General features: G+C 58.1%; 16 protein-coding genes. 7 read left to right on the top strand and 9 right to left on the bottom strand.

What is annotated here, in order from left to right; translation table 11 throughout:
- The first annotated feature begins 26 nt into the window (after nt 1-26).
- Complete coding sequence (locus QMZ18_RS15655) at nt 27-1,055, top strand: nickel/cobalt transporter (RefSeq protein ID WP_282607246.1); 1,029 nt, start codon at nt 27-29, stop codon at nt 1,053-1,055.
- 104 nt (nt 1,056-1,159) lie between these two features.
- On the opposite strand, the gene QMZ18_RS15650 is transcribed toward QMZ18_RS15655, so the two are convergent.
- Nucleotides 1,160-2,833, bottom strand: a complete 1,674-nt coding sequence (locus tag QMZ18_RS15650; RefSeq protein ID WP_282607245.1) for a formate--tetrahydrofolate ligase — start codon at nt 2,831-2,833, stop codon at nt 1,160-1,162.
- A gap of 438 nt (nt 2,834-3,271) precedes the next feature.
- Here QMZ18_RS15650 and QMZ18_RS15645 point away from each other — a divergent pair, with 438 nt between their 5' ends.
- From QMZ18_RS15645 to QMZ18_RS15635, 3 genes are read left to right on the top strand one after another with little or no spacing between them, the layout of a single operon-like run.
- A complete protein-coding gene (locus QMZ18_RS15645) occupies nt 3,272-4,114 on the top strand; it encodes a DUF1194 domain-containing protein (protein WP_282607244.1) in 843 nt (280 codons plus the stop codon).
- 7 nt (nt 4,115-4,121) lie between these two features.
- Nucleotides 4,122-4,460 (top strand): antibiotic biosynthesis monooxygenase, encoded by a 339-nt coding sequence (locus QMZ18_RS15640; protein ID WP_282607243.1) that lies wholly within the window; start codon nt 4,122-4,124, stop codon nt 4,458-4,460.
- Between the two features lie 22 nt (nt 4,461-4,482).
- On the top strand, nt 4,483-4,938 hold the full coding sequence (locus QMZ18_RS15635) for a hypothetical protein (protein WP_282607242.1): 456 nt from the start codon (nt 4,483-4,485) through the stop codon (nt 4,936-4,938).
- A 147-nt stretch (nt 4,939-5,085) separates the two neighbouring features.
- Here the strand turns inward: QMZ18_RS15635 and QMZ18_RS15630 are convergent, their stop codons facing one another.
- From QMZ18_RS15630 to QMZ18_RS15615, 4 genes are read right to left on the bottom strand one after another with little or no spacing between them, the layout of a single operon-like run.
- A complete protein-coding gene (locus tag QMZ18_RS15630; RefSeq protein WP_282607241.1) occupies nt 5,086-5,904 on the bottom strand; it encodes a GntR family transcriptional regulator in 819 nt (272 codons plus the stop codon).
- Nucleotides 5,883-7,388, bottom strand: coding sequence for a tripartite tricarboxylate transporter permease (locus QMZ18_RS15625; protein WP_282607240.1), 1,506 nt, complete (start codon nt 7,386-7,388; stop codon nt 5,883-5,885). Before QMZ18_RS15625 ends, QMZ18_RS15630 begins: the two co-directional genes overlap by 22 nt.
- A 24-nt stretch (nt 7,389-7,412) precedes the next feature.
- The gene (locus QMZ18_RS15620; RefSeq protein ID WP_282607239.1) at nt 7,413-7,901 is read right to left on the bottom strand and encodes a tripartite tricarboxylate transporter TctB family protein; all 489 of its coding nucleotides are present in this window, start codon (nt 7,899-7,901) and stop codon (nt 7,413-7,415) included.
- Nucleotides 7,902-7,915: 14 nt separating this feature from the next.
- On the bottom strand, nt 7,916-8,911 hold the full coding sequence (locus QMZ18_RS15615) for a tripartite tricarboxylate transporter substrate binding protein (protein WP_282607238.1): 996 nt from the start codon (nt 8,909-8,911) through the stop codon (nt 7,916-7,918).
- Nucleotides 8,912-9,116: 205 nt separating this feature from the next.
- Between QMZ18_RS15615 and QMZ18_RS15610 the strand changes: the two genes are divergently transcribed.
- Nucleotides 9,117-11,438, top strand: coding sequence for a DUF3604 domain-containing protein (locus QMZ18_RS15610; RefSeq protein WP_282607237.1), 2,322 nt, complete (start codon nt 9,117-9,119; stop codon nt 11,436-11,438).
- A 47-nt stretch (nt 11,439-11,485) separates the two neighbouring features.
- Here QMZ18_RS15610 and QMZ18_RS15605 read toward each other — a convergent pair whose 3' ends face one another.
- Nucleotides 11,486-12,370, bottom strand: coding sequence for a transcriptional regulator GcvA (locus QMZ18_RS15605; protein WP_282607236.1), 885 nt, complete (start codon nt 12,368-12,370; stop codon nt 11,486-11,488).
- A 123-nt stretch (nt 12,371-12,493) separates the two neighbouring features.
- Between QMZ18_RS15605 and QMZ18_RS15600 the strand changes: the two genes are divergently transcribed.
- Nucleotides 12,494-12,739 (top strand): hypothetical protein, encoded by a 246-nt coding sequence (locus QMZ18_RS15600; RefSeq protein WP_282607235.1) that lies wholly within the window; start codon nt 12,494-12,496, stop codon nt 12,737-12,739.
- A gap of 156 nt (nt 12,740-12,895) precedes the next feature.
- Here the strand turns inward: QMZ18_RS15600 and QMZ18_RS15595 are convergent, their stop codons facing one another.
- The 3 genes from QMZ18_RS15595 to QMZ18_RS15585 form a co-directional block, all read right to left on the bottom strand.
- Nucleotides 12,896-13,594, bottom strand: coding sequence for a hypothetical protein (locus QMZ18_RS15595; RefSeq protein WP_282607234.1), 699 nt, complete (start codon nt 13,592-13,594; stop codon nt 12,896-12,898).
- A gap of 103 nt (nt 13,595-13,697) precedes the next feature.
- Nucleotides 13,698-14,474 carry a ferredoxin gene (locus tag QMZ18_RS15590; RefSeq protein ID WP_282607233.1) on the bottom strand — a complete coding sequence of 259 codons (777 nt, stop codon included), beginning with the start codon at nt 14,472-14,474 and terminating at the stop codon, nt 13,698-13,700.
- Nucleotides 14,464-14,955, bottom strand: coding sequence for a YcgN family cysteine cluster protein (locus QMZ18_RS15585; RefSeq protein WP_282607232.1), 492 nt, complete (start codon nt 14,953-14,955; stop codon nt 14,464-14,466). Before QMZ18_RS15585 ends, QMZ18_RS15590 begins: the two co-directional genes overlap by 11 nt.
- A 216-nt stretch (nt 14,956-15,171) precedes the next feature.
- Here QMZ18_RS15585 and hutH point away from each other — a divergent pair, with 216 nt between their 5' ends.
- Nucleotides 15,172-16,680 carry a histidine ammonia-lyase gene (gene hutH, locus QMZ18_RS15580; RefSeq protein ID WP_282607231.1) on the top strand — a complete coding sequence of 503 codons (1,509 nt, stop codon included), beginning with the start codon at nt 15,172-15,174 and terminating at the stop codon, nt 16,678-16,680.
- Nucleotides 16,681-16,805 lie beyond the last annotated feature (125 nt).

The following is a 16,805-nucleotide window of genomic DNA, read 5'->3' as shown; positions in this document are numbered from 1 at the left end:
GCTGCTGCCTGTGGGCAGCCACAGAGATGACAATCTCCCAACCCCTAGCTGCGCAGACGCTCGAGAGCAGTGAGAAAGAATCAGCCACTAAGCCCGCCCTGCCCGGTCTCGTCCCGCAGCGAACGGCTCAGGAAGCGCCCGGAGCGCTCGAAGGTCTGATCCTGCAGGTTCGGCGAAAGCAACAGGAACTGCAGCGAGATTTGACCAAGCTGATCCGGGAGCTGAAAAGCGACGGCGGTGGACGGGCCTTCTGGCTCCTTCTGTTCGCTTCCTTCACCTACGGCGTCTTTCACGCGGCTGGTCCCGGGCACGGCAAGATGGTGATCTCTTCTTATCTGCTGGCCAGCGAAGACCGGCTCAAGCGCGGTATCAAACTAACCTTCGCCTCCTCCACCGCCCAGGCAATCTCGGCGATTCTGCTGGTCGGCCTTTTGGCGATTGTCTTCGACCTCTCGCGACTCGAGGTAACCAACCAAACCCAGACCCTGGAACTGATCAGTTATGGCCTCGTGATTGCAATCGGCCTTTGGATGCTGAACGGTGCCATCCGGGGCAAGGGTTGCGGGCATGACCATGGGGTCAACAATCACGGAGATCACGGCCACGGAGAGCACAGCCATGGAGCAGCCGGACTCGGGGTGGACGGTCTCGGGGCGGACGGTCATCACGAACACAGCGCCGCCTGCAGGCATAGCGACACCCCACGCCCAAAGACGGATAGCACAGGTCTCCGGCAGTACCTGGGCATCATCCTGGCGGTCGGCATCCGGCCCTGCAGCGGCGCGGTGATCGTGCTGCTTTTCACACTTGCCCAGGGTCTGTTGTTAAGCGGGATCGCGGCCACCTTTGCCATGGCCCTGGGCACCGCCATCACGGTCTCGGCCCTGGCAATACTCAGCGTTGGCTCGCGCAAGATCGCACTTAGCCTGGCCAGTAGCGGCTCCCGCTGGCAGCGTCCGGTCCAGATCGGACTTTCTGTCCTCGGCTCTTTGCTGGTCATCGGCACCGGCGCCATCCTGTTGCTCGCAACCCTGGACCAGACAACCTTGCTCTGACGCCGGCCCTGGCCTTCAGCCGGTCCAAAATAAAAACCCCCGCCACCGGACGGGGGTTTTCGCGCTCCGACTAGGCTCGGCCACAGCCAAGCCCGAAGCAGAGTTTAGAACAAGCCTTCCACCAGGCCTTCGCTATTAAGGCGGATCGAGTTGGCGGCGGGAACCCGTGGCAGACCCGGCATGGTCATGATCTCACCGGTCACCACGACCACGAATCCTGCCCCTGCCGACAAGCGCACTTCACGCACCGGCACCGTGTGGCCGCTGGGTGCGCCCTTCAGGTTCGGGTCCGTCGAGAAGCTGTATTGGGTCTTCGCCATGCAAACCGGCAGATCGCCGTAACCGGCATCCTGGAGATCCTGAAATTGCTTACGGATTTTCTGGTCGGCCATAATGTCGTCTGCACCGTAGAGCTGGGTGGCGATGGTCTTGACCTTGTCCCACAGCGGCATGTCATCGTCGTAGATCGGTGCGAACTGATCAACACCGGCTTCCACCAGTTCCACCACATGCTTGGCGAGTTCTTCGGTGCCCGCGCTGCCGTTCGCCCAGTGGCTGGCGACGATGGCATGTGACCCGAGCTCACGCGCAACATCCTGAACCACGGACAGCTCGGCTTCGGTATCATTGATGAACTGGTTGATGGCAACCACGACCGGTACACTAAAGGATTTCACATTGCGGATATGCCGTGCCAGGTTGCTGCAGCCCGCCCGGACGGCCTCGACGTTTTCCTCGCCCAGAGCGTCCTTGGCCACGCCGCCGTGCATTTTTAGCGCCCGTACCGTTGCCACGATGACCGCTGCGTTCGGATGCAGGCCGGCCTTGCGGCATTTGATGTCGAAGAATTTCTCAGCGCCAAGATCCGCGCCAAAACCTGCCTCGGTGACGACATAATCGGCCAGTTTCAGGCCGGTCTTTGTCGCGATTACCGAGTTACAGCCATGCGCGATGTTCGCAAAGGGGCCGCCGTGAATAAAGGCCGGGTTATTCTCCAGAGTTTGGACGATATTCGGCGAGAGAGCTTCCTTCAGGAGGACGGTCATCGGGCCAGCCGCGCTGAGATCGCGCGCGTAGACGGGCTTGCGCTCACGGGTGTAGGCAACGACGATCTTGCCCAGGCGTTCTTCGAGATCTTCCAGATCGGTGGCAAGGCAGAAGATTGCCATCACCTCGGAGGCAACGGTGATGTCAAAGCCGTCTTCGCGCGGGAAGCCGTTCGAGACACCGCCAAGCGAGGAGTTGATCGCACGCAGGGAGCGGTCGTTCATATCGACCACACGGCGCCAGGCAACACGGCGGGTGTCGATTCCCAGGGCATTGCCCCAGTAAATGTGATTGTCGATCAAGGCAGACAGCAGGTTGTGCGCGGCGCCGATCGCGTGAAAATCACCGGTGAAATGGAGGTTGATGTCTTCCATGGGAACGACCTGGGCATAACCGCCGCCGGCCGCGCCACCTTTGACGCCAAAACAGGGACCGAGCGAAGGTTCACGCAGGCAGATCGCGGTGCGTTTGCCGATCCGGTTCAGGCCGTCACCCAAACCGACGGTCGTGGTGGTCTTTCCTTCGCCCGCAGGGGTTGGTGTAATGGCGGTCACCAGAATCAGCTTGCCGTCCGGACGGTCCTGAACCGATTTGATGAATTCGGCTGAGATTTTACCCTTGGTTGGACCGTACTGCAGGATGTGCTCGCTCGGAATGTCGAGTTTCGCACCGATCTCTGCAACCGGTTTCATCGTGGCTTCGCGGGCAATCTCAATGTCGCTCTTGGGCATGCGTTCGTTTCCCCAGTGTAAGTGTTGTCAGGCCAATATTGCTCGGACCGGCCAAGGCCGGTCTTGGAGAGTGTGTATTCATGGAAATCGCTCGATAGCGAGAGGGCGGCAGACCGTCCTTGTGATAATTTCGCCCTTCGGCGAACCGTCACCGCAATTTCCCGCAGAAGCTATCTTGGCAGGAGCGGTCACAATATCCTGATACCGACGATATCCGGTTCACTTTACGTCATGCATCTGCCTCTAATCCGGGAACCGCGTATTCCTGCGGGATCGACGGCAAATGCATGCAAATTCGGCCAGCACGGCCACCATTCCCGGCGGTGATGCAATGCGCAATGTACAAGGGGGGAGCCTCTGTAAGGAAAACAGCGCTCGAAATCCCAAAATCGTCTATCCTTTTGCGCTGTGACTTAAATGCGACCCGGAAATATCTCTATGCGGACACTGTCCCTACGAAGTCTTCTTTGTCTCGGAATTCTCTCCTGCCTTCCGTCATGGCCGCCTGCCGCTTCTGAAGCGGCGGCGGCCGAAAACGTAGCTTTAGAACTGGTACTGGCAATCGATGTCTCGTCCAGCGTGAACAAGAGCGAATACGCTCTGCAGATGTCCGGGTTTGCGGAAGCATTCCGCCATCCGGCCGTGGTCACGGTTATCGAAAGCCTCGGCAGCCAGGGCATCGTCGTGACGCTGGTGCAGTGGTCTGGCGCCGACACCTATGTCCAGGCGATCGACTGGACCCGGATCAATGGTAAAGCGTCAGCCGAAGCTTTCGCGGCCCAGGTCGAGACGGCACCGCGCCTCATCGAGGGCGGTGCGACGGCGATCGGCGACGCCATGCTCTTTGCCAGAGCCCTGTTGGAGCTAAACGACTTTGTGGGGACCCGGCGCACTGTCGATGTCTCAGGCGATGGAGTCGCAAACCAAGGTAAACAGCCTGCCGTCGCACGGGCAGTCCTCAATGCGGAAGATATTACCGTCAACGGCTTGGCAATCCTGAACGAGGAACCCAGACTTGGTGCCTACTACCGCGCCGGCGTGGTCGGAGGACCGAACGCCTTTTTGATCACAGCGACCGATTTCGAGGACTTCGCAAGAGCGATCCGGATCAAGCTTGTGACTGAGATCGATGGCCCTCTTATCTCAGAGAATGCCGACGAGATTGAACTCGCATCAGGTGACGAATTAACCGGGGAGGAACCGGCCGGGATTAGCCGAGAACCGCTAAGCGCTGCGCGACACCTCTCTCCCGAATCCAGCAATCACGAGACCATCAAATAGGAACACAATGCACGTCGTCATTTTTGAACTGGAGCCAAAGGCAGGGCTTCGTGAAGACTACCTGGCCATCGCGGCAGGTTTGCGTGAAGAACTTGAAAAGGTCGACGGCTTCATCTCGGTCGAGCGTTTCTCCAGTCTGACGCTGGAGGGTAAACTTCTCTCCATCTCTTTTTGGCGCGATGCGGACGCTGTGACGGCATGGCGGCAGGACCGGAAACACAGAAAGGCCCAGGCCAAGGGACGTGGCGAGCTTTTTGCTGATTATCGCCTGACCGTTGCGCAGGTTGAACGGCAATACGGCCTGACGGATCGGGCGCAGGCTCCCGGGAACAGTGAAACGACCTAGCGGAGCCAAGTTCGGAGGCACAATGGTACAAGACTTGTTGAAACGAGTTTGGGTTTTTGCCGGCGCGACCTACCTTTCCGCGATTCTGAGCCTGCTGCCGGCGACCCCCGGCGCGGCCAACGGCCTCTCGGTCCCTGCCGACGTCATCGCGATCTATGAAAGCGATACGGTTCTGGTGGATGCGTACCCCTGGCCCGGGATGACGTTACGGGTGGTGGTGCAGCTCGCCAGCCTAGATGTGCCTAGATCGCCAGGCCTCTGTCAGACCGAATCCAAACTGGCAGCCGACGCCCGGCGTTTCACCGAGCGGGAAATCGGCAGTCTGATTTCACTCAACGGCGTTCGCGACGGCAATGATGCCGGCAGCGTCAAAGCCAACATCACGACTCAGTCCGGCAAGGATCTCGCACAGCTGCTCACGGGGGCCAACTTCGCCCGTCCCCATGACGGAGGCGAGACCCTAGGCTGGTGCCCTTAGAGTCTTTCATGTTTTGACGGAACCGGCCTTTGGTTTGGAGCGATTTGCGTTTTCTTGAAAACACAAGTCCTCAAAAATTGCGTTCGAGATCAGCATATTGCTGAGCGGGAAGCCGCGGATTTTCGGTCCGTTTAAACGCAAATTGCTTTAGAAACTCAGGGCGCATTCATCGACGGAGACGTAGATCCGTTGAAAATACACCGGGCGGTTTTCGTTGGAATAGGCCTTGGCGTGAATCTCGAAAAAGCTGCCTTTCGGTGTTAACCGGAATGTCTCAGCGGTTTCCCGGTCGAGAGATACGGTCTTGACCAAATGAGTTGCGCCAGCCGTTACGATGCCGAATTTCTCTTCCAGATAGGGGCGGATATTGGTCATATCCAGCTCATCGGTATTGACCTCCATCAGACCTGGAACTGTTGACTCGTCGATGAACATCTCGGCGCCTACGTGCGTCCCGTCCGACATGATGTAGCTACGGCGGATACGGATAAATCGTTCGCAATCGGTGATGTACTCGGCCCAATCGCCGTGCTGATCGACGATATCGAGGTGGATTTCCAACCTTGAAATACGCAGTGGTGTCCCATCGCTCTTTGAGACAAAGCGAAAGTGCCAAACCGAACTGGCCAACGGCTCGGTCGAAGCAACCCGACTGCCATCACCACGCCTGCGGACGATAACACCCAACTGCTGCAACTGACGTAAAGCCGCCTGTGTGGTGCCGAGACTCACACGCAGAAGTTCAGTCAGGCGCTTCTCGGACGGCAGAATGTCGCCGGGCGAAAGGTCTCCTGAATGGATGGCATTCATGATCGCCAGCCGGACGGCGGTTCGCTTGGTCCGGCCGCCCACCGCTATAGTTTCTGTCATCTCATTCGACAGAACCTGCTCGATACGGTCACCCTGATTTGCGATCTCAGATGACGCTTTCGCCTTCTTCGACGCTATCGAAACCCGCCTTGCCATAGACTGCTTTTCCAGACCGACCGCACCAGAACGAAGATCGTAAGGGCCAAAAACACAAGCGCGATCGGACTCTCTAAAACGACCCCCAAGTCGGACTTATACAGCAACAACGACTGACGCAACGAGGTTTCGAACATGCCGCCCAGGAGAAAACCGATCACGAGGCAGACAACGGAAAAATTGGTGCGGCGCATGACCAATCCTACGCCTGCAAAGACCAGCATGACTGCGACATCGAAGAGGGATTGGCCGGGCAGGTAGACGCCGACGATACAAAGCACGATGACCGGTGGCAGGATCAACGTCTTTGGGGTCCGCGCGATCAGGGCCCAGACCGGAATACCGAGCTTCCCGATGATCAGATGCACGGCATTTGCCATGAGCATAGATGCGAAGAGGGCGTAAATCAGATCCCCATGCATGGTCATCATGAAGGGACCCGGCACGATGCCGTGAATGATAAAGGCGCCGATTAAAAGCGCCGCGGCGATGTTCCCGGGGATGCCGAGGGCAATGGTTGGGACCAGATTCGCGCCGACAACCGCACTGTTGGCAGCTTCGGTCGCAATGATCCCTGCTGGATTGCCTTTGCCGAAACTGTCCGGTTCAGGCGAAGCACGGCGAGCCGCACCATAGCTGAGAAAGGCGGCGAGCGTGACTCCCAGGCCCGGGAGCATACCAACGCCCGAACCGATCAGTGCCGAACGCCCGATCGTTTTCCAGTGCCCGAAAAATTCGCGAGCGGGGAGCGCCGTGTCCGCCTGGGGTAACTTTTCTCCTGCCACGGCGGCAGGTTCGCGGCCACCGTACCAAAGATCGAACAACTGCTCGACAATAGATGCTAGCGCCAGAGCTCCGATCGCAACGGCTGTCAGCGGCAGACCATCGTAGAGATTGACTTCTTCGAACGTCATCCGGGCGGTGCTGTCGACCGGATCCAGTCCGATGGTCGATAAAAAAACACCCAGGAAGATCGCAATGAAGCCCTTCAGGGGCGAGTCTCCCGATATTCCGGCCAGGAGCGCAAAGGCGAACAGCAGAATGGTCGTGTATTCCAGCGGTCCAAACTGCAACGCGATGGCGGCGAAGGGAACCACCAGGGCGATGAGCAGAAGATCGGATATGGTATCGCCCGTAACCGAAGCGTAGAGCGCAAACTTCATCGCTCTTTGAGCTTCGCCCCTTTTTGCCATGGGATAGCCGTCCAGGGCTGAGGCCGCGGCTTCGGGCGTGCCCGGAGAGTTGAGAAGGATCGCGGGTATTGCGCCACCCGAAGTACCGCCCTTGTTCACACCCACAAGAAACGCGATGGCGGCCAGCGGCGACATATAGAAAGTCACCGGGATCAGCACAGCCAGAGCAGTAACGCTGCCCAGGCCGGGAACGGCACCGATAACGATCCCGAGCGCAATACCGGCGGCGATAAAAGCAAGATTGGTGACGGTCATGGCGTCACCGAAGCCGGTTATGAGCTGCTCGATCATCTGAACATTCCCATCGGGCCTCCGCTATGGCAGCCGAACTGTAAAGACAATCCAGGCAATCTGCTCAACGGCCAGAGGAAACAGCGTCGCGAGCAACAACAGGTGCCACCAGGTTCTGCTGCCGCCAATGAACATCCAGACCGCGGTGAGAATGGCCGCCGTCGCCAGAAAGCCAACGGTCGAAAGCCCCAGAACCGTAATTCCGCCGGCCACTGCCCAAACGACGACCTCGACAAACACTACGAGCGACCTCTCCGCCTTGGCCAAGCGTCGGAAGCGTCTTAACCGAATGACGACGAACAGCAACGAGAGGAGGAGAACGGTCCAGGCCGCAAGGCTGGGGAAAAAGTCAGGCGAGATGTCGTGCTCGCTTGCCGACGGCAAGGTGTTTTGCGGAATAAGCCACAGCAAGGCGAATACCGACACCGCCACCAAAAACAAACCGGTGGCGGTGTCGGCGTGAGAAGTTTCCTCAGCGCTTGTCTGCTCGGGCCGAACTGACAGATCTTTCACCGGGACGCCTTAGGCTATTGGGTCTTCTCCACCACGGTTTTCAAGCCGGCAAGTGTTTGCGCAATGTCTTTCGCGAGCGCATCGGACCCAACGAACTTGACCGGAAACTTGAGCTTGTTCGTGACCAGGTCCGAAAAATCCGCATCGGAGGACGCCCGTTCCATGGCGCTTTCAAGTTTTGCAACAACGTCGGCGGGCGTGCCTTTTGGGACGACGATGACGGCCTGGCTGGGCATTGAGATGCCGTAGAGCTCGGCAATCGACGGCGTGTCGGGCGAGGCCAGAAGGCGCGTCCCGTTCATCGACGCCAGTACCTTCATTTCACTCCCATAGCGGTTATGGATACCACCGCTCCAGGCAAAGTCGATCTTGCCGCCGAGCAGAAACGGAACCATCTCACCGCCGCCCTTCGTTGGGATACCGGTCCAGGTCACCCCCTCGAGGCCGCCGATATAGTTGATGTAGGCACGGGACATCGCACTCTGATCGGCATAATTCAGGCCATTCTCTTTGGCATGAGCGATCAATTCCTGAAGCGTGTTAAAGGGGGCATCCGCCTTGGCGACGATCGCCTGCTGATACTCCGTGATCTGACCTACATAGACAAAGCTGTCCAGATCGAACTCGACTTTCTGAGTCAATGGTGGCCAGAGCAGCGACGTAGATGCGGCAAAGAGCAAAGTGTGACCATCCGCTGCAGCAGCCGCAACCTCGGTTGCGCCGACCGCACCGCCTGCGCCCGGGCGCGTCTTCACGATCACCTTAGCCCCGAGCTCCTTAGCAAGTGCCTTGGAATACACGCGCGCCATTGTCTCGGTACTGCCACCCGCTTTGTAGGGGATGACAAGCGTAACTGGTTTCTCCGGGTATTCGGCTTGAACCTGGGTGGTGCCGGTCACGCCGGCAATTCCAGCCAGTGCCGCCACGGAAAACGCAAATCCGCGGCTCATGACGCCGCGCCGCGTTAATCCACGAAGAATTTGCCCGCGTAGGGCGGATGAAAATTTCATGATGTCCTCCTGTTCGGCTCGGCATCTTTGAGAGCGCCGTTCGTGATTTGCAAAACTATATAGTTTTTGACAAACTGTCTATAGGAACGATTCTGCAGCGGACACTGCAATGCGTCTCGAACATGAAGAGACACCAAAACTCGTCTGACGGACCGCGGCGCTTCTGCGGAGGAAATCAGAGAGTGAGCAAGAGGTAAGGACCGAAATGGCAAGCAATCTGGATGGACCAGTTTCCGAGACCGTAATGGGTGAGGTTTGGCCGGCGGCCCAACCCGGCGAGGATCCGGTACTCTATGGCCATGCGCGGCTCGAGCCCAATAATCCGGTTGAGGTCAGAAGCCTTCAAACCTTTCGTCTGACGTACCAGGTGGGCCGCTACGGATTGGACGATACAGGCGCTATTCGCATCGTTTTCCGCGCGCTTGGAGATTGGGGGCGCATGCAGACGACAGATCCGCAAGCGGACAATTACGTCACGGCCACGACCAGTAACGGGGTGCCGCTGAACGTAGAATACAGCCGCTACGGCATATCGCCACGACCGCGTTGGAAGACACTTACGGTCCGTGTCATGGGCGGTTTCCTGCGTGAAGGCGACAGGATTACGGTCGTATTTGGTGACACCTCGGGTGGGTCGAGGGGGATGGTAATGCAGACCTTTGTCGAAGCCGGCTTTGAGTTCAAGGTTCTGGCCGATGTCTGTGCCGTCGGGCATTTCGTGCCGATTCCCGAGACACTTGCGATCGCGGTGATTCCCAGCAAGGCAGCCGTCTGGCGTGCCGTACTCCCCAGCCTCCGGCGGCCCGGAGAGAGCTTTCGCTTTGGCTTGAAGGCGGAGGACATTTGGGGCAATCCAACTGACAAGGCATCCGGTCGCTTTACCTTCAAATCGACCCTTCCGGTTTCCGGACTGCCGTCGGAGTATGTTTACGAAAAGGGCAAGAAATCGGTCAGCTTTGAGAACCTGAGCGTATCGCAGGAAGGCATCTTGCGGATAACTGTCCTGGACCAGGATGCAGCGACAGTCGCTGAATCCCACCCCCTTATCGTACGAAAGGGTGAGGTCTCAGGATACTGGGGAGACCTGCATGGCCAAAGCGGCGAGTCGATCGGCGTCACCACATCGCGCCAGTATTTCGACTTCGCCCGCAACAAGGCCTTTCTTGATGTCACCGGCCATCAGGCCAACGACTTCCAGGTCAATAATGCCTTTTGGAAATATCTGAACGAACTGACGGCGGAATACAACGAGGAGGGAACTTTCGTCACTTTTCCCGGTTACGAATGGTCCGGCAATACGGCAGTTGGCGGAGATCGGAATGTCTTCTTCCGGGATGAAGGCCGGCAGATCCGGCGCTCCTCCCACGCCTTGCTCACCGATCGGTCTGACCTTGATACCGACGCGCCCGACGCGGCCAAGTTGTTTCAGAGTCTTGAAGGCGAGAATGCGGTGGTCTATGCGCATGTCGGTGGGCGCTACGCCGACATCGGTTTTGCCCACGACCCTAAGTTCGAAACCGCAATGGAAATTCATTCGGCTTGGGGAACTTTTGAATGGCTGCTGACGGACGGCTTTCCGCTTGGTCATCGCAGCGGCGTGGTTTGTAACAGCGACGGCCATAAGGGACGACCCGGCGCGAGCTATCCGGGCGCTTCGACATTCGGTGCCTATGGCGGCTTAACTTGTTTCTTGACCCAAGAACTCTCAAGGGACGCGATCTTCGATTGCCTCCGGCGCCGCCATCACTACGGCACGACCGGAACGCGTCTTCATATGGATGTTCGTGTTTCCCTGCCGGGCGGAGGCGTGCTCTTTGACCAGGACCCTAAAGTCTTTAACGATACCCCTTCGAAACCGGTCAATCATGTCATGATGGGCGATATCGTTCAAACCGACGACGAAGCCGTGACACTGAGCCTTGAAGTCATTGCGCAGGCGCCGATCGAACGGATTGAAATCCGAAACGGAACCGAGGTTCTTCAGACTCTTAGACCCTATGACGAGGCGGATTTGGGTGATCGCATTCGCGTTCTCTGGAGCGGAGCCGAATATCGCGGACGGGGACGCGACAGCCTGTGGGAAGGCCACGCCAGCTTCCAAGGCGCCACCATCGGCAGGATGGAAAAGATCAATGCCTGGAATCATGAACGGCTGTTGGAGATAAGCGCGAAAGATACCGTCACCTTTGAGGCTGTGACGACAGGAAACTATGGCGGTTTCGATGTCTGGCTGGATAAGGCCGGGGAAGGTACGGCCGAAATCGTCACCAACCACGGCACTCTCGCGCTGCCCTATCCAGAAATCGGATTGGAAGATCACATCATGGAAGCCGGCGGATTGGAGCGCAGGATAAAGCTGTTTCGGCTGCCGGAGATGCTTGAAACGCGCCAGATGACCGAGACGGTCACCATCCCTCTTAACCCTGTCGGTGACAATCCGCTCTGGATTTCGGTGTATACAGAGGATGGCTTTCAGGCCTGGAGCAGCCCGGTTTTTGCTTATCGCAAAGACTCAGAACCCGTTTAAATCGAGGCACTGGGACACAAGGCGGAGTCACTAAAAGTCGAGCTGCCCTAACCAGCGGCTACCTCGGCCAGTACAAATTCCCGGAAAGCCTGGACCTTGGGCTTCTTCAATGCGTCGGTAGGCATGGCCAGGTAGTATCCGATACTGGACTCAAGGCAAAGGTCAAAGGGCCGCACGAGCCTGCCCGAGGCAAGATCATCGCCGATCAGTGAAATTCGGCCAAGCGCGACACCGCGGCCTGAGGCGACGGCTTCGATCAACACCGACGGATCGTCGATGATGGTGCCCCGGCGCGGCTCGACATCACCGACGCCGGCCAGCGTCAGCCAGGATACCCAATCCTCATGATTGTCTTCGTGTAAGAGAGTGTGGTGTTTCAGGTCCGATGGGTTTCGCAAAGGGTTCGGCCCCTCCAGCAGAGCCGGACTGCAGACCGGAGCCATATCGATATCCAGCAGGAACTCAGTCGTAAGTCCCGGCCACTTTCCATTGCCGGCCCGTATGGCCACGTCGATCTCATCGGCGACGAAATCTACCAGTTGCAGGGAATGATGCAGCCGCAGATCGATCTCAGGATGAAGATGCCAGAACCGCCCCAGCCGCTTGACCAACCACTTGGAAGAAAAGGCCGGAGTCAATGACACCGATAGATTTGTATCGTCGGCGCCGCGCTGCAGATCCCGGATGGTGACCGCGATCCGGTCAAAGGATTCGCTGAGTATCGGCAACAGCTTTTGCCCCTCTTCCGTCAATACCAGCTTCCGTGTCAGGCGGTGAAACAGCTTGAAACCCAGCTGCTCCTCCAGGGATTTCACCTGATGACTGACCGCAGCCTGGGTCACGTTCAACTCCGCGGCGGCTTTGGTAAAGCTCAGACTACGGGCACCCGCCTCGAAAGAGCGTAGCGCATTCAGGGGCGGCAGGCGGCGCATTTCATCCTCGATCCATATACAAAAAAACTAATCCATCGATTAAAATTGATCGTTTGTCGATCCCTCTACATTCAATCAAATAATATGCACAGAAGGAATTTAAACGAGATTTTGCAATCTCTCATGGATGAGGAAATTTATACCATGGATCTCATTTTCCGCAGCATGTCCCACGCCGCAGGTGTGGAAATACCCGCCAATCACTATTTACCTTGGGAAAAGGCGAAGCAGTCATCCTCAGTTCGGCCCGGTCTCTACCAGGGCTCAACATTAGGTTTGAGAAAAAAAGCCGTTTCGATATTTGGCAAGGCCCTGGGACTTCTCGGGCACCGCCTGGTTCGGGCCGGAGGTGCGCTGGTCTCGTCTTAAGCTTAAAACCCTATGAAGACAGCTGGCGCGTTCAACTGAACGGAAAAATGAAGGGGATCGCGGCCACACTAAGCCAATCATGACGCAACAGTAACCACTACTGTTCTCGTGGCCAGGACACTATTGATGGAACCTAACCGCTTGGCGGAAGAACCCCTAGCTCTTAAGCCATTGGTCCAGAAATCCACCCAACCAGTCCTCGAGCGGCGCGTCATGCCGCTTGCTGTCGGCGATCTGCCGTTCAGCCGAATGGGCGCCGGGCTCTACAAGCATATGCCCCGCCTCCTTAATCCAGCGCTGCGAGATCTCCGGTGTGACTTCCGGATGGAATTGGATGCCGTAAATGTTTTCACTCAACCGATAAGCCTGATTGGGAAAGACCGAACCGCTCACCAACAGCTCGGCACCCTCGGGGAGCTCGAAACCCTCTTTGTGCCACTGGTAGACATGTAAAGGCGCGCCGAGAAACCCGTTGGCGGCTTGCGTAGGCTGCACTTCTACATAACCGATTTCATGGGCTCCCTCTGGATGCCGCGACACCTTGGCACCGAGGCTGCGGGCCAGCAACTGGGCGCCAAGACAGATGCCCAGATAAGGCTTTTCAGCGGCCACCCAGCGGCCAACCCAGTCGATTTCCTGGGCAATGTAGGGTGTTTCCCGATCGTCGTTGGCGCTCTCCGGACCGCCGTAAACCACGGCACCGACATAGTCGGAAATCGCGGCGGGATCCGGCAGGCTGTCGCCACGCCCTGGAGAAACCCAGTGCACTTCATAGCCACGCTCAGACAGCATTCGCGAGGCGCGGTCGTCGCGCTTTCCGACGGGATGATCGATCAGGATTATCTTTTTCGTCACTCGGTTCTCTCCAAATATCGACGCGGTCGCAAAGATACATCTTCCCTCAGAGATTCCCACCAAAGCCTAAACGTCTGCACTTCACTTCTTTGAAAGCGTGCGATCAGGGTTTTGGACGGGCAGTCAAAAAGGCCCGCATATGAAAAGCAGCCTGTTCCGGTTCGTAACGGGAGGAGACACCGATCGGACAGGCCCGGCGGGCCCGGCATCCCAGCTCCATACAGTCCGCGCCGGCCGGTGTCGCAAGATGGGTGGCACAGGCCGGCACGTCGTAACCGTTTCCTGAGAAAGCGGCGACCGGGCAGCTCGAGAGGCAAGGCTGATCCAGGCAGGTCTCACAGGGCGATGTCTCACCTGTGGCTGATGGAATATCGATCCGCACGTCGAAGCAAAGCGCGCCCCGGTAGGCGTGCCACAGCCCGTGTGTTTGATGGATCAGAACGCCGAGGGGTGACGGCCAGAGTGGTTCGGATCTTTGAGCCCAAAGCTGAAAGGGGAAATAAGGCGGTCCGCCAAAGGGAAAAGCCGCTTCGGCATTCAGGTTGTCGGCCAACGCCGAGATAACGCGAAGGCTCCAGCGGTCCATCGGGCCCAGAGCGCCGGCGGTATCCTGATCGGCGGAGGTTTGATCGCTGGAGGTTTGATCACTGGAGGTTTGATCACTGGAGGTTTGACCGGGAACTCCGGGGTCCCCCTGACCCTCGGGAGAGACCCGGAAAGCCTGCCACATCCCATCACCAGCGTTTCCCAGCAACAATATCGTCGACGGCCGACGGCCGTTTGCAAGCAGCGGGACGGTATCGTCAGTGTCTGGATGAAATCCACCCCGGAGCAGCAAACCCTGCTGCGCAGCCGCCTGCCGGATCTCCTCAAGCTGCATCGTCGTCTGTATCCTGCTCTCCGCTGGGCGCTTCCCCATCGAACCACTCGATGACATGATCTTCAAGATCCGCATCCTCGACTTCAGTTTCCGGAACCACACGGTTGAGCACGGACATACCCGCCCGATGGACTGAATCCGGGTCGCCGCTGACCAATGGATGCCAGTCTTCGAGAGGCTTGCCTTCCGCCAGTAGCCGGTAAGCACAGGTCGCAGGCATAAAAGCGAGAGAACCGATGTTCTCGGGCGTCAAGGCCACGCAATCAGGGACATAGCGAGTGCGCTGCTCGTATTGACTGCAGCGGCAGGTGCCAAGGTCCAATAGCTTGCAGGTCACGTCGGTTGCGATGATATCACCGCTGTCCTCGTCTTCGAGCTTGATAAGACAGCATTTACCGCAGCCGTCGCAGAGCGACTCCCACTCATCCCTGGTCAAATCGTCCAGGGCTTTGTGGCGCCAAAAGGGTGTATCTGAAGTCATTGGTGGCTGATACACCCACGCAGGCAATTGCACAAGAATTGCCAGTACACCTTATCACCACAGTCATCTTTCACCTTGCCAAGGAATGCCGGAGCGGCAGGGTTCAAAGATCGCATCTCCACATTCCGACCAGCTTCGTAGAGGCCGCCGAACGGACGATTGACCTGCTGCGAAATCCGGAATAGAAGTTGTATATACAACTTTGGGAACGATACTATGACTGACAACGGGTCCTTCTTGCTTTCGCCGGGTCAACTCACCCTGGACGACCTCCGCAGCTTCTGGTCGGGCAGCCAAGCCCTCACGCTGGATCCGGCCTGCGCCGATGCGATCGATGCTTCGGCCGAAACCGTCGCGGCGGTGCTGCGCGAAGGCCGCACGGTCTATGGCGTCAATACCGGCTTCGGCGTGCTCGCTAAGACTTCGATCCCAAACGACCAAGTCACTGAACTACAGCGCCGCCTGGTGCTTTCCCATAGCGCCGGCGTCGGCGCCCCGCTTTCGGACCGGGTTGTGCGGCTGATCCTCCTGCTTAAGATCAATGCTCTGGCGCGCGGCTTCTCCGGCATACGGCGAGAAGTGATCGATCGCCTGATCGCGTTGTTTAATGCCGGAGCCTATCCGGTGATCCCTGCCAAGGGTTCCGTCGGCGCATCGGGCGATCTGGCTCCTCTGGCCCACCTCTCGGGTGTGCTTTTGGGGGTCGGCGAGGTGAGCCTCAAGGGACGCATCCTGGAGGCCGGCGAGGCCTTGGCCCAGTTGGGTATTGCGCCGGTGGAGCTGGCTGCAAAAGAAGGATTGGCCCTGTTGAACGGCACTCAGGTCTCGACGGCGCTTGCGCTTGAAGGTCTATTCCTTAGCGAAAGGCTGTTCGAGTCCGCCATCGTTGCCGGCGCCATGTCGGTCGATGCCGCGCTTGGCAGCGACACGCCTTTTGATCCGCGCATTCACGAATTACGCGGACAACCAGGCCAGATCGAGGTTGCGGCGCAGCTTCGCGAACTTCTTGCCGGCAGCCAGATCCGGGGCTCGCATCTGGCCTGCGACCGGGTACAGGATCCCTATTCCCTGCGCTGTCAGCCACAGGTTATGGGTGCCGCGCAGGATGTCATGCGGCAGGCAAGCCAGATGCTCACGCGCGAGGCCAATGCCGTCTCCGACAATCCTCTCGTCTTTTCCGAGGCCGGCGATATCCTCTCGGGCGGCAACTTTCACGCGGAACCGGTGGCCCTGGCAGCCGACATGCTGGCCCTCGCCATCGCAGAGATCGGCGCAATCTCCGAACGCCGGATCGCTCTGCTGACGGATGCGACGATGTCCAGCCTGCCGGCCTTTCTCGTGGCCGAGCCCGGCCTGAATTCAGGCTTCATGATCGCCCATGTCACGGCGGCTGCTCTGGCAAGTGAAAACAAGGGTTTAGCTCACCCCACCTCGGTCGACAGCCTGCCGACTTCAGCCAATCAGGAAGACCATGTCAGTATGGCCACCCATGGTGCCAGACGCCTTGGAGACATGGCCGAAAACACCGGTCACATCGTCTCGACGGAACTGCTCGCCGCCGCGCAGGGCCTTGACCTGCGCCAACCTCTGGTAAGCAGCCCAAAACTGGCGAAATATCTGCAGCTGATACGCAAATCGGTGCCATTTTTGGACAATGATCGACAGATCGGAAGAGATATCGAAACAATTCAAAGACTTATACTCTCCAACAGCTTTTGCCTATGATTTAAAGTTGTGGTAATATGATTAATTATCAATTTTTGATACCAGTAATGGGATGTCTTGGCTCTTACTCGTAGACGCTCGCCATAGTTGAGGCTATATTTCCACCAATAGGGAATAGACTCGGT

It is taken from the genome of Pelagibius sp. Alg239-R121 (genome assembly GCF_947331435.1).
Lineage (GTDB): Bacteria > Pseudomonadota > Alphaproteobacteria > Kiloniellales > Kiloniellaceae > Denitrobaculum.
This window is presented reverse-complemented; position numbering and strand designations above follow the sequence as displayed.